Origin of the sequence: Salmonella sp. NW38 (assembly GCF_051807745.1) — a bacterium.
Lineage (GTDB): Bacteria > Pseudomonadota > Gammaproteobacteria > Enterobacterales > Enterobacteriaceae > Salmonella > Salmonella enterica.
Window position 1 is genome coordinate 300127 of record NZ_JAMMTO010000005.1, and the last position, 12719, is coordinate 312845.

Genomic DNA, 12719 nt, shown 5'->3' on the forward strand with positions numbered 1-12719 from the left:
AGCCCATTAATCCGCGAGGTTGACCCTATAAAGGAATAAAAGACCATGAAAACGAAATACATTATCGCATCACTCGGCCTGGCCACTCTGCTCTCTTTCGGCGCAAATGCCGCAGTACACCAGGTCAACGCGGAACAGGCGCAGAATCTGCAACCGATGGGCACCATTTCCGTCTCGCAGATTGGCAGTACGCCAATGGATATGCGCCAGGAGATCGTCGCTAAAGCCGAAAAAGCAGGCGCTAATAGCTATCGCATCATCGAATTAAAAGAAGGTGATAACTGGCACGCCACCGCCGAGTTGTATAAGTAAACCCTCGTCGTCTAACCCGACGACTTGCCCCCGCCTGTCGGGGGCTTTTTTATGCTTTTTCAATGCCGGACATTAAACCGTAGCCGCCCCTCCAGCTCTTCTTCCGCTTCATCAAAGAGTAAAATCAGCGCCCCGTAGCGCCTGCGCAGTTTATCAGGCAGGTGAACGAACTCAATCTCTAGCGGTAGGGGTAAGATATCGCTCATTACCGCATCCCATAATGTATCAAGATCGCTTACTTTCTCACTGGCAAGACCAAACGTCTGCGTAAACTCGCGATAAAAATCGCTTTGGTTTTTAATATCATTAAAATCAAAAGTATAGACATTCATAGCCAGCCACCATCCCCGACAGACAATTGTCTGTTTTACTACTAAGCATCATTATGCAGAGGTTTCACTTCCAGAAACGCTTTTAGCCCCGGAGCACTCTTGCGCTGTTTTTGTATCTCAAATAAGTATAGTCATAAAAAAACCGACGCTTTTGGCATCGGTTCTTGTGGGTTAGCTATCGGTAAGCGCGTTCTGGTATTTATGTAACATGCCCGTCAGGCGTTTAACCGGTTCCGTCACCTGCGGCGGCGCCTCCCAGATACGTAATTTCTCCTGATAGATATCCAGCTCATCCAGCAACTGACCAAAGTAGCGTCGCCGTTTATCATCGCTTCCGGCGGAAATAACATGGTCTGCGGTACGACGAAGCTGACGGTGGAACACTGACAGATCTTCATTAACCGGTATCGGCGCGTCGCGCAGACGTTGATGAGCAATGATCATCGTTAGCGCCAGGCGAAACTTCGGCAAATCGCCTGGGAATTTATTCATCAGCAAAAAGAGTTGCTGATATAACGCAGGCAGACGGTTTTCTTTACGACGTACCACGTTGGTCGTCATTGCCGAGACCGCAGCGGAAACAAACTGATTAAGCAGCACGCGACCGGTTCGATCTTTGGATTTATCACGCACCAGCAGGATGACGATAAACGCCAGCATACAGCCGACAATTTGCCCCAACGCGCTGTCGAGGAACTGGCTGAAATGGAACGTCATCGGATTATCCAACACAATAATGTTAATCGTACTGGCCAGCGCCCCCATCGACCCCAGACGCCGTTTCTGGACCTCAATGCCGATAAAGAACCCCAATACCGCCAGGCTCAAACATAACAACAGCATACTTTGCTGCGTATTGGGAATAATCACCAGGAAATAGAGCAATCCCAGCGGCAACGCCGCCAGAGTGCCATAAATAAAATCAATGCAGACCATGCGCGGATTGGGTAAACGCATCGCCAGCGAGGTCACCACGGCAATCATCACCATCGCGCCATTACCCGATGTCCAGCCGGTCCAGAGCCAGAATAACGTTCCCAGAATGCAGGAAAGCGTGGTGCGCCAGAAGTTCACCATCGCATGGTGACGTTCAGCGGATTCCACTTTAACCACGGGTTCGCCTTGCAGGATCTCTTCTTCCGTCGCGCTGATTTTGGTGTTGCTGATCACGCCGCGTTTAAGCAGCAGATAGCGCGTCGCAGCGCCTACCCAGCTATAAAGCGTGACGGGCGTTTCGCGCTCGCCGGTCCAGACAATGACACGCCGCATCCGTTTTAACTGCCTGTGGACGTCCTGTACCGTTTCAACCGGCGTCTCGAACAGTTCCCGGAATGTATCGGTAATCAGTTCCGGCCGCGTGTTTTGAATAAGATAAGTTTCACAGGATTGCGTAATCAGCGTGAGCGAAAGCGTATTCAACGCTTTCAGGCGGCGGTTAGCGCGTACCCAGCGCGAAGATTCCATATTCAGATTACTTCGCATCCCCTCCAGCGCCGCCGTGCGTCGCACCAGATCGCCCCAGGCGTTGTCGACTTCTTCGCTGTCGCCATGCTTAATACAAAGTTGCATTAGCTGATATTGCGCTACCAGTAAACTGTCCAGTTCGCGATCAACCTCCTGCTTTATCGATCGCGGCGAGAAAAGCAGATCCGCTAAAATAGCGCAGCCAATGCCGATGACGATTTCGCTACAGCGCTCAAGCGCAAATTGCGGCGTGAGCAGCGGCTCCGTCTGAATGGTAATCACAATGATCAGCGCAGTATAACCTGACAGTCCCCACGCATAAGAGTTTTCGATCCGTACTAAAGAGGAGATCCAGGTACAAAAACCGGCCCAGACACAGCACACCAGAATCATCAATAGCGGCGCGCGGATCATAGAGATAATAATGATAAGCGCGGCGATACAGCCAATAAACGTCCCGATAATACGCAACATTCCGCGATAACGGATAGCGCCGGAATAGGGTTCCCCGCCGGCGGCAAATGCCGGGCCTGCCGCCACGATCGCGGCGGTCAGCACCGCCCAACGCGGCGTCTCCAGTTGAAAATGGAAGCCGATAAATAATGCCAGCACAATGGCGCACGCCAGCTTTACCGCAAAACGAATGTGCTGGTTGGCAATGGAGAAAATGCCCATGACGATTAACCGAATTCGCGCAGCCGGTGCGCCAGTTTACGGAAGAAGGAGTCCTGGCTTGCGTCACGATCCTGCTTACCGGTGATCACGACGGTTGCCGTCGTACCGGCAGGCCACAAATTCCCCTGCTGCTCGTCGAGCCGGATGCGCACCGGGACACGCTGGGCCAGACGCACCCATTCGAGGTTAGAGTCTATCGTCGCCATCCCTTTCGCATCGCTGGTACTGCTGGCATTCGTTACCCCTGCCGCCACGCTATCGACGGTACCTTTTAATACCCGGTTGCTGCCAAGCGGCGTGATTTCGGCACGATATCCCGGACGCACGCCTTCCAGCTTGGTCTCTTCCATATAGGCTTGCACGTAAAAAGAGTTCTTTTTCACCAGGGCGACGGCTGTGGAACCACGGGTAATAAATTCACCGGCATAAACATTGAGGTTAGTCACCCAGCCGTCGGCAGGCGCGCGAATGACGGTGCGTTCCAGATCGAGTTTAGCCAGATCGCGCGTCGCCTGGGCTTTAGCCAGTTGATGCAGTACAGTCTGCAAGACATTGTTCGCCTGATCGATCTCTTCCCGGGACATCGCCTGTACGCCGAGGCGATTACGGCGACCGGCTTCCTGGCGTTTTTCCTGCGCCAGGACCTGATAATAGGCTACATCAGCTTCCGCTTCCGCCAGCGCTTTTTGATAGCGTGGCTGATCGATGGTAAACAGGACCTGATCCTTTTTCACCAGTTGGTTATCATGCACGTTTACATGGGTAATCAGGCCCGCGACATCCGGGGCAATAGCGACGACATCGGCGCTAAAACGCGCGTCGCGCGTCCAGGGAGATTCGGTGTAATACACCCAGGCGCGGAAAATGGCGATAAAGGCCAGAATAACCAGTACGAGGGTAATGGCCGTACGGGAGAGTTTTCTTGTTAGTGTTTTCACTTCAACCTCAAACGAACAGGCGCGATATTAAATAAAACAGACAACAATACAGCGCGGTATTGAACAAAGCCGGATGCCAGACAAAATCATAGATACCCGTCGGCACAAGCATCCGACGCACCAGCCAAAAAATAGCCAGTGACAAAAGCAATTCGAAAAATATCGGTGGGAAGGAAAGACCAAACACCACGATAACGGGAAACAGACTCATGTTGACCTTGATTTCTGAGAGAGAGCAGGCGATAGATTGTTAAGCTACATCGCCGCAGAGAAGGGCAAGAGACGCCAGGCGAGAGCGACATAGCTCTTATTCGAATAATAGTATATTAACGTAATTGTTATGCTGTTATCTATATTATGTGATCTAAATCACTTTTAAGCCAGAGTGAATAATGGAACGATTAAAACGAATGTCGGTATTCGCCAAAGTTGTCGAGTTTGGCTCTTTTACCGCCGCAGCCAGACAGCTGCAAATGAGCGTATCGTCCATCAGCCAGACTGTGGCGAAACTGGAAGATGAGCTTCAGGTCAAATTGCTCAACCGCAGTACACGCAGCATTGGGCTCACCGAGGCTGGAAAAATCTATTATCAGGGCTGTCGTCGTATGCTGCATGAAGTGCAGGATGTTCACGAGCAGCTTTACGCTTTTAATAACACGCCTATCGGTACATTGCGTATCGGCTGTTCTTCAACCATGGCGCAAAATGTGCTGGCCGGGCTTACCGCAAAATTATTAAAAGAGTATCCCGGTCTGGCGGTCAATCTGGTGACAGGAATTCCGGCTCCGGATTTAATTGCCGACGGGCTGGACGTGGTGATCCGCGTGGGCGCGCTGCAAGACTCCAGCCTGTTTTCCCGTCGACTTGGCGCGATGCCGATGGTTGTGTGCGCCGCCAAGCCCTACCTCGCTCAGTACGGCGTCCCGGAAAAACCCGCCGATCTCAGTAGCCATTCCTGGCTGGAATATAGCGTGCGCCCGGATAATGAGTTTGAACTTATCGCGCCGGAAGGAATTTCTACCCGACTGATTCCACAGGGGCGGTTCGTCACTAACGATCCGATGACGCTGGTACGCTGGCTGACCGCCGGAACCGGAATCGCCTATGTGCCGCTGATGTGGGTGATCGATGAGATCAATCGTGGCGATCTGGAGATCCTGCTGCCTCGCTATCAGTCCGATCCTCGTCCGGTGTACGCGCTGTACACCGAAAAAGATAAGCTGCCGCTTAAAGTGCAGGTAGTGATTAACGCGTTAACTGACTATTTTGTCGATGTCGCACACCTGTTTCAGGGGATGCACGGGCGAGGGAAAGAAAAATAAAAACACCGGGTAATTGCTGAAGACGATTGTAGCCAGATGCCACCCGACGCAGACATTGCCTGATGGCGCTGCGCTTATCAGGCCTGGGCGGCACACACCACAGGCCTGATAAGGCGGACAGTTATGCGGTGCCGCCAACCGTCAGGTTATCGACTTTCAGCGTCGGCTGGCCTACGCCTACCGGCAGACTTTGACCCTCTTTACCGCAAACCCCCACCCCGTTATCCAGCTTAAGGTCGTTGCCGACCATGGAGATCTGTTGCATCGTTTCAATGCCTGATCCAATCAACGTCGCGCCCTTCACCGGCGTCGTGACTTTGCCGTTTTCAATCAGATACGCTTCCGAGGTAGAGAACACAAACTTGCCGGAGGTGATATCCACCTGACCACCGCCAAAGTTAGGCGCATAGATGCCGTATTCAACGGATTCGATAATTTCCTGCGGCGTTGACTGCCCCGCCAACATATAGGTATTCGTCATACGCGGCATCGGCAGATGCGCATAAGATTCGCGACGCCCGTTACCGGTCGGCGCAGCGCCCATCAGGCGCGCGTTCAGCTTGTCCTGCATGTATCCTTTCAGTACGCCATTTTCAATCAATACGTTGTACTGGCCTGGCGTACCTTCATCATCGATAGCAACGGAGCCGCGACGGTTCATCATTGTGCCGTCGTCCACTACGGTGCAAAGCGCGGAGGCAACCTGCTCGCCGATCTGACCGCTAAACACAGACGTCCCACGACGGTTGAAATCACCTTCCAGCCCGTGCCCGACCGCTTCGTGCAGCAATACGCCCGGCCACCCGGCGCCCAGAACCACCGGTAACGTCCCCGCTGGCGCAGCGACCGCGGAGAGATTAACCAGCGCCATGCGTACCGCTTCTTTCGCCCACGCGTCGGCGCGAACCTCGCCGTCGAGATCGGCAAGAAAATACTCATAACCAAAGCGACCGCCGCCGCCGCTGGCGCCGCGCTCGCGTTTACCGTCTTCTTCCACCTGCACGCTAACGGACAACCGCACCAGTGGACGGACATCCGCCGCCAGCGTCCCGTCGGTCGCCGCCACGAGGATTAATTCATATACGCCGGTCAGGCTGGCGTTAACTTCCTGCACGCGTTTATCGGCTTCTCGCGCCGCTTTATCAACGCGTCTGAGGATATCCAGCTTCTCTTCGCGGCTCATACTTTGCAGCGGATCAAGGGTGGTGTAGAGCGGCTGATGCGCTACGGCGGCGAGCGTTTTTACCTTGCCTTCGCCGTTCTCGCGTACAATGGTTCGCGCTGCCTGCGCACTCTGCTCCAGCGCCAGGAGGCTTATCTGGTCAGCATAAGCAAAACCGGTTTTTTCGCCGCTAATGGCGCGAACGCCAACGCCCTGGTCGATATTATATGAACCATCTTTAATGATGCGGTCTTCTAAAACCCAGGATTCGTGATAGCTCGACTGAAAATAGAGGTCGCCATAATCAAGACGGCGTTCGGCCAGTTGGCCCAAAATAGCGAACAGATCCTGATGGTTCAGGCCATTCGCCGCTAGCAATTGTTCACTTACCAGGTTCAGACTCATCGTTTTTGCTACTCGTTGATTTCTGCCGGATGGCGGTTCACGCCTTATCCGGACTACGTTGTTAGATTGTACAAACCGGATAAACGCAGCGCCGTCCGGCATGACTATTTACTGAGAGTGGGGCAATTCCTCGCCCCCGTCAAATCATTGCTGGCTTTCTTTTCTCGGTTGGCGCAGAACTTCGTTGATCTGCGGCGCATCGACCGGACCGGTAATGCGATAACGCAAAATGGAGACCTTGCTCCATAGCGGCCCCAACACTTTACTGGCGGCAAATACCGCCGCGCCGACAATCGGGTTAACGGCAAACGCGGCAGCGACGCCCACGGTGGCGGAAATTTCCGGCGCGACAACGGCCTCCATATCAAGACGACGACGCACCAGATCAACAGAACCTTTCATTGCAATATCCGCTTCCAGCCCATCCACCAGCGTATCGTCAGTATGCAGGACGCCATCTTTAATCCACGCGGTACTATGAATAGAGTCGAAATAGAAGCCCTCGCTAAAGGTATCTCTGAAGTCAAACCGCAGCTTACGCAGCAACGCATCAAAACTGAGCAGCCGCAGTAACTGTCCGGCATGACCGCTACTGAGATCAGTAAACTCGCCTTTGCCCAGACGCGTGCGTAAAATCCCGTTGAGCGTGGCTTCCTCAGGTTGCCAGGGCGGGTTTCGCCAGTGCAGATCGTAATCTACGTTAAAAGACGCGTTCTGGATTGGCGTCGAGATGCCGAAGAACCCGGCAGCCGTGTCGAGGTTACTACCATGCAGACTACCTTTCAGCGAGGTTCGTTCATTACCCGGCGCATTCACCCACTCGCCGTTCGCTTTCAAACGGGCGAATCCGGTATCGATCAGGCCATTCGCCAGAGTCAGCGTATTGCCTTTGATGGCGAAATCGCCATCAATACGCCCATATTTTTGCCCCCACAGCCAGCACTCTTCGCAGCGAAGCTGTAAGTCCGGCCAGCCGCGGAAGCTAATCGTGTTCGCCGAAGCCAACGGCGATGTCGGCGTGGGTGACGAGGCGTGCGTTTTTGCGACGCCAGGGTTGTAGTACAGGTACTTAATGTTCGCCAGCCACGGCGCATGGTTGCGCATGAGCAGCGTGGCGTTCACCTCACGGCCCTGCGCTTCAATTTTTGTTCCGTTCAGCGAGGGGGCTGAAACGACGCTCAAATTGTTCCACTGCTGGCCGCCCAGCGATAGCGCGGGAGTACGCAACGTGATGCGTTGAGGAAACTCGGCCGAACTGCTCACGTTATCCGCCGCGCCTTTCTGGAATAACGCCAGCCACTGCGCGCCATCCAGCGCCGGCAGATTGAGCTCAACGCCTTGTTGAGCAGGTAATGGCGGAATCGTCCGGCTGTCCGTCGTCCAGATAGCCCGATCCAACGTCAGCTTCTGATTTAATAACCAGCGGCTGTTAAAGTGATTTTTACTCCCTGCGCTCCCCGTTAGCGCAAAACTTTTCAGGTTGCCGTCAGCCTGAATGTTCACCGGAATGGCTTCGCCTGCGGGTTTATTTAGCGGAGAAGGTAAGTGACTGCTCACATTTCTCAGATCGCCGTTCAGCTCGATGTGATAAGTGGTGTCAGCGTGATACGGAAGATCGATGCCGACTTTACCATTCCACGTCACGCTGCCGCTCAGGGCGTCATTCAGTTGCGGCGGTAAGACGCCCATACGCGTTGGCTGCCAGTTACCGTTCAGGTTGACGGCGACCTGATAGGCTTTTGCCCCTTCCGTCGTACTGAAATCCAGGTTAAGCGGCTGATTAAACCAGTTTGCCGTCAGCGGCCCGCTTTTTAGCGCGCCATTCACAAAGCTGAATTTACCGTTCAGATTTTTGAGCGTGCTGTTTAGCGGCTTAATAAACAGACTGTTATTACGCAACGAGACATCGCCCTCAGCGGTAACCTGTTCGCCATCCAGCGGAATATCAAGATGTAAGCGAGCATTCACATCGCCATCTAATTGGAGCTCCGCCAGCGTCGAGCCAAGCGAGTCTTTTAGCGGCGTCTCGTCAAAATAAGGCCCAACGGCTTTTCCCGGCCCGTTAATATCGGCATCAATGAGCAGTTTCTCTTTGGAATAATCCGGAATCGCCGCCGCGAGTTTGCTGGCCTTCACCCCGCCCAAATCGACGCTATCCGAACGCATCCACAGGCCGTCGTTCAGGAAATCCAGTTCAATGTTGAGATTTTTTAGCGCCGGCCAGTCGGGTTGAAAGGCAAACGTCGCATTGCGCAGCGGCACCAGCACTTCAAACTGACCTTCGTTATGCTTATAGGGAAAGAGGTGCGGGTTACCACCGTAAACCAACGTGGCGTTATCCGCCTCGCCGCCCTGAATCGCGCCGCTAAGGTAATCGACCAGCGCTTTGCCCATCAGGTTTTCCGGAAAATAGCGCCACGCCTGAGATCCATCGTCGGTACTGATGCCGGCCAGAATGCCCAGCCACGGTTCGTCGCCCGTCGGTTGCAGATAGCGGAACCCGCCGCGCGCATGTACCGCCTTTGCTTTGACGTCAATGTCGCGGCCATCAAGCTGAAAGCCGTTCTCATTCTTCAACCAGCTAAGCGTCGCGACGCCGTTTTCAATTTCCAGCGGCGCGCGAAAAACGGTTTCATAGGGCATTTTAGCCTGCTGCATCGCAACCTTCATCTGCCCGTCTTCTACGCTTCCCGCCAGCGTACCGGAAAAATGTTCCGCGCCGGGCAACAGCTTCCACTGTTTCCAGGCAAGATTTTCCCACGATGCCTGAAAACGCGTTTTTTCGGTCGCCTGTAGCGGAATATCCAGCGCCAGTGTGGCGATCTTTCCGCTCGGCTGCGTAGCCTGCCATATTTCGCCCAGCACAGGCGACAGTTTAGCCGCCAGCGGACGTAATGCTTCCAGCCCCGCCAGTTCAAGGTTACTGGCGCGAATGCGTAGCTCATCGCTACGTGTGTGATTCTCGCCGCCGACGTCCTGCTGCGGGAGCCAGGCCACTGTTAAGGCTCCGCTCGGCCAGGATTTACCATCAAGCGTAATCCGTGTGTCCGGAATATAAAACTGCCAGCCCGGCTGCTCACGGCTAATCTGCGCCGTCAGGTTATCGACAGACAGCGTGTGCGTCGTGTTATCGCCCAGCCAGCTTGCGCCGCCCTGTTTCAGCCAGACGTCTCCTCCGGCGATTTCGCCTTTACTGAGCGTCATCCAGCCTTCCAGACTGAAACGCGCCGTCTGGAGCGCCACATTATCCTGCATCCATTTGCCCAGCCACGGCTTGACGTCAATATCGTCGGCCTGTAACCAGACTCTGCCGTTATTCAGCAAACCGTCGTCATCGCGTAAATCCATCCGCACCTGCATCACGCCGTGCTGCCCGGTCAGGCTGGAGAGGCTGACCTCGCCTTCGGCGCGGTGTCGCTCTTTGCCGTTTAGCCAGGTAAGCTGTGGGATCGCCAGCTCCGCGCGTTGTCCGGAAAGCGTCAGAAAACTGATTTGGCTATCGCGCAGATCGAAATGATCGAACTGCCGCAGGAAAAGATCGCTTAAACGGCTGGTTTCGATGCCTTCGCCGTCGCTGCTTTGAAGAGGCGTGTTGGTGCGGAAATTGAGTTGCCAGAAGGTCAGGTCGCGAAACTGCCAGCGCATATGCAACAGGCTTTGCCAGACGTCCAGCGCCAGCGTAACGCGTTTTATCGACAGTTCACCGCCATCTTTCAGGGCGGCATGAATATTATGCGCTTCCAGCGTAGGGCCAAAATTTTGCCAGCTTGCGGAGAGTTGGCTGGCGGCCACCGGCACGCCGGTCACAGACTCAATCTTATTCAGGATAGCTGGACGCCAGGCGTCAAGATGAGGCAACGCCAGGCGCAGCCCGCTAACCAGCAGCGCTGCAATGACGATGAGCGCGGCTCCAGTGAGCAATAAAATCCCCGGCAATCGCCTCACGCGTCTCTCCTTGTCTGCCAAAAAATACGACTCACACCCTTGCTTTGCCGGACGGCGGCGTGAACGCCTTATCCGGCCTGCAAATGCTCGTACGGGTCGCGGTCTTTTACATCATTACGACGTCAAACTGCTCCTGGTTATAAAGCGGTTCGACCTGAACTTTAACCTGTTTGCCGACAAAGATTTCGACTTCCGCCAGCGCGTGTGATTCTTCGCCTTTCAGCGCTTCCGCCACCGCAGGAGAAGCATAAACCAGGAAGCGATCGGAGTCATAAGCGTGATGAACACGTACAATTTCACGCATGATCTCATAGCAGACGGTTTCCACCGTTTTTACCGTCCCGCGGCCATGACAGGTTGGACACTCGTTACAAAGCACATGTTCCACGCTTTCACGAGTCCGTTTACGGGTCATTTCCACCAGCCCCAGCGGCGAAAAACCGTTAATACTGGTTTTCACGCGATCCTTACTTAACGCCTGTTCCAGCGAATGCAGCACCCGGCGGCGATGATCTTCATTATTCATGTCGATAAAATCGATAATGATAATGCCGCCCAGATTACGCAGGCGTAGCTGGCGGGCAATGGCCTGAGTCGCTTCAATATTGGTATTAAAAATGGTGTCGTCGAGATTACGGTGTCCGACAAACGCGCCGGTATTGATATCTACCGTCGTCATCGCTTCGGTTTGGTCGATAATCAGATAACCGCCGGACTTGAGTTCAACCTTACGCTCCAGCGCGCGCTGGATTTCATTTTCCACGTCATAAAGATCGAAGATCGGCTGATGGCCACTGTAATGCTCCAGCTTACTGGTCATTTCCGGGATGTATTCTGCGGTAAACTCCAGCAGCGACTCATAGGTCAGACGTGAGTCGACGCGAATTCGGTCCAACTGCGCATCGGCGAAATCGCGCAGCACGCGCTGCGCCAGCGCCAGTTCGCCATACATCTGGTAGCGCGTTTGCGGACGCTTTTTGCGCTCCATGACTTTCGTCCAGACGCGCTTGAGATAGGCGGCGTCAGACGCGAGATCCTCTTCACACACGCCTTCCGCCGCAGTACGGATAATAAACCCGCCCTGTTCGTCGCAGTATTCCGCCACCACCTTTTTCAGGCGCTCGCGTTCACTTTCGCTTTCGATACGCTGGGAAACGCCAACGTGTGACGCCCCGGGCATAAAAACAAGGTAACGGGAGGGCAACGTGATGTCCGTGGTCAAACGCGCGCCTTTCGTGCCGAGCGGATCTTTCACTACCTGCACCATCAGATCCTGTCCCTGACGCACCAGTTCGGAGATATCGCGCACCGTAAACTGTTTTTGCTCGTCGCCCGCCACGCATTCGGTATGCGGCATAATGTCGGAAGCATGAAGAAATGCGGCTTTATCCAGCCCAATATCTACAAAAGCCGCCTGCATACCTGGAAGTACACGACTTACACGACCTTTGTAGATATTGCCTACGATTCCGCGTCGCGCTTCGCGCTCAATATGGATTTCCTGAAGAATACCGCCATCAATGTACGCCACGCGCGTTTCCGATGGCGTTACGTTTACCAACAATTCAGCCGTCATGTTTATCCCTTTTATCACGCAGTGCGTTAAAATGACTCAACAACTCATACGTTTCAACCAGCGGTAAGCCGACCACGGCGTGATAGCTGCCATTTATCTTCCTGACAAAACAGCCACCCCGCCCCTGAATACCGTATGCACCTGCTTTATCTAAAGGCTCGCCGCTGGCGACATAGCCAGTAATATCCTGCGCAGAAAGCGTGCGGAAAGTCACCTCCGTTACCACCAGACAATCCAGCGTCTGCTGCGAGTCCGCAAGCGCAACAGCAGTCATCACCTGATGCGTATTTCCGGAAAGCAAACGCAGCATTTCTGCGGCATGAGCGGCGTCGCGCGGCTTTTCCAGCACCTCGCCATTTAACACGACTATCGTATCCGCGCCCAACACCGGCAGATCACGGGGAACCAGCGCCACGCCAGCCTGCGCCTTTTCGCGCGCCAGCCGAACAACATACTGCTGCGCGCTTTCCTGAGCACGCCGTTGCTCTTCAATACCAGGCACGACCTGCTCGAATGAAAATCCAAGTTGAGTCAATAATTCCTGGCGACGCGGGGAACCGGAAGCAAGATACAGAGTTGTCATATCGA

At 54.2% G+C, this 12719-nt stretch carries 10 protein-coding genes; 2 read left to right on the forward strand and 8 right to left on the reverse strand.

Annotated elements, in window-relative coordinates:
- Nucleotides 1–45: 45 nt before the first annotated feature.
- Nucleotides 46–312 carry a DUF1471 family stress response protein YhcN-B gene (gene yhcN-B, locus NA624_RS11625; RefSeq protein WP_000853277.1) on the forward strand — a complete coding sequence of 89 codons (267 nt, stop codon included), beginning with the start codon at nt 46–48 and terminating at the stop codon, nt 310–312.
- 59 nt (nt 313–371) lie between these two features.
- On the opposite strand, the gene NA624_RS11630 is transcribed toward yhcN-B, so the two are convergent.
- The 4 genes from NA624_RS11630 to aaeX form a co-directional block, all read right to left on the reverse strand.
- Nucleotides 372–644 (reverse strand): barstar family protein, encoded by a 273-nt coding sequence (locus tag NA624_RS11630; RefSeq protein ID WP_001103887.1) that lies wholly within the window; start codon nt 642–644, stop codon nt 372–374.
- A 171-nt stretch (nt 645–815) separates the two neighbouring features.
- Nucleotides 816–2783 carry a p-hydroxybenzoic acid efflux pump subunit AaeB gene (aaeB, locus tag NA624_RS11635; protein ID WP_000510913.1) on the reverse strand — a complete coding sequence of 656 codons (1968 nt, stop codon included), beginning with the start codon at nt 2781–2783 and terminating at the stop codon, nt 816–818.
- Between the two features lie 5 nt (nt 2784–2788).
- Nucleotides 2789–3721, reverse strand: coding sequence for a p-hydroxybenzoic acid efflux pump subunit AaeA (aaeA, locus tag NA624_RS11640; RefSeq protein WP_000855134.1), 933 nt, complete (start codon nt 3719–3721; stop codon nt 2789–2791).
- A gap of 7 nt (nt 3722–3728) precedes the next feature.
- Nucleotides 3729–3932 carry a p-hydroxybenzoic acid efflux pump operon protein AaeX gene (gene aaeX / locus NA624_RS11645; protein WP_000051840.1) on the reverse strand — a complete coding sequence of 68 codons (204 nt, stop codon included), beginning with the start codon at nt 3930–3932 and terminating at the stop codon, nt 3729–3731.
- Between the two features lie 181 nt (nt 3933–4113).
- Between aaeX and aaeR the strand changes: the two genes are divergently transcribed.
- A complete protein-coding gene (aaeR, locus tag NA624_RS11650; RefSeq protein WP_000440300.1) occupies nt 4114–5043 on the forward strand; it encodes an HTH-type transcriptional activator AaeR in 930 nt (309 codons plus the stop codon).
- Nucleotides 5044–5164: 121 nt separating this feature from the next.
- On the opposite strand, the gene tldD is transcribed toward aaeR, so the two are convergent.
- The 4 genes from tldD to NA624_RS11670 all read right to left on the reverse strand — a co-directional run bounded on the left by tldD (nt 5165) and on the right by NA624_RS11670 (nt 12714).
- Nucleotides 5165–6610 carry a metalloprotease TldD gene (tldD, locus tag NA624_RS11655; RefSeq protein ID WP_000055936.1) on the reverse strand — a complete coding sequence of 482 codons (1446 nt, stop codon included), beginning with the start codon at nt 6608–6610 and terminating at the stop codon, nt 5165–5167.
- 144 nt (nt 6611–6754) lie between these two features.
- Nucleotides 6755–10555: an AsmA2 domain-containing protein YhdP gene (yhdP, locus tag NA624_RS11660; protein ID WP_001253511.1), complete on the reverse strand. Its 3801-nt coding sequence runs from the start codon at nt 10553–10555 to the stop codon at nt 6755–6757.
- Nucleotides 10556–10661: 106 nt separating this feature from the next.
- Complete coding sequence (gene rng, locus NA624_RS11665) at nt 10662–12131, reverse strand: ribonuclease G (protein WP_000123188.1); 1470 nt, start codon at nt 12129–12131, stop codon at nt 10662–10664.
- Nucleotides 12121–12714 carry a Maf family protein gene (locus NA624_RS11670; RefSeq protein WP_000210306.1) on the reverse strand — a complete coding sequence of 198 codons (594 nt, stop codon included), beginning with the start codon at nt 12712–12714 and terminating at the stop codon, nt 12121–12123. The genes rng and NA624_RS11670 overlap by 11 nt, the downstream gene beginning before the upstream one ends.
- Nucleotides 12715–12719: the final 5 nt, after the last annotated feature.

Excerpts from the sequence above, each read along its gene's own strand:
- yhcN-B (WP_000853277.1), top strand. The coding sequence starts at position 46 with ATGAAAACGAAATACATTATCGCATCACTCGGCCTGGCCACTCTGCTC.
- NA624_RS11630 (WP_001103887.1), bottom strand. The coding sequence starts at position 644 with ATGAATGTCTATACTTTTGATTTTAATGATATTAAAAACCAAAGCGAT.
- aaeB (WP_000510913.1), bottom strand. The coding sequence starts at position 2,783 with ATGGGCATTTTCTCCATTGCCAACCAGCACATTCGTTTTGCGGTAAAG.
- aaeX (WP_000051840.1), bottom strand. The coding sequence starts at position 3,932 with ATGAGTCTGTTTCCCGTTATCGTGGTGTTTGGTCTTTCCTTCCCACCG.
- aaeR (WP_000440300.1), top strand. The coding sequence starts at position 4,114 with ATGGAACGATTAAAACGAATGTCGGTATTCGCCAAAGTTGTCGAGTTT.
- tldD (WP_000055936.1), bottom strand. The coding sequence starts at position 6,610 with ATGAGTCTGAACCTGGTAAGTGAACAATTGCTAGCGGCGAATGGCCTG.
- rng (WP_000123188.1), bottom strand. The coding sequence starts at position 12,131 with ATGACGGCTGAATTGTTGGTAAACGTAACGCCATCGGAAACGCGCGTG.
- NA624_RS11670 (WP_000210306.1), bottom strand. The coding sequence starts at position 12,714 with ATGACAACTCTGTATCTTGCTTCCGGTTCCCCGCGTCGCCAGGAATTA.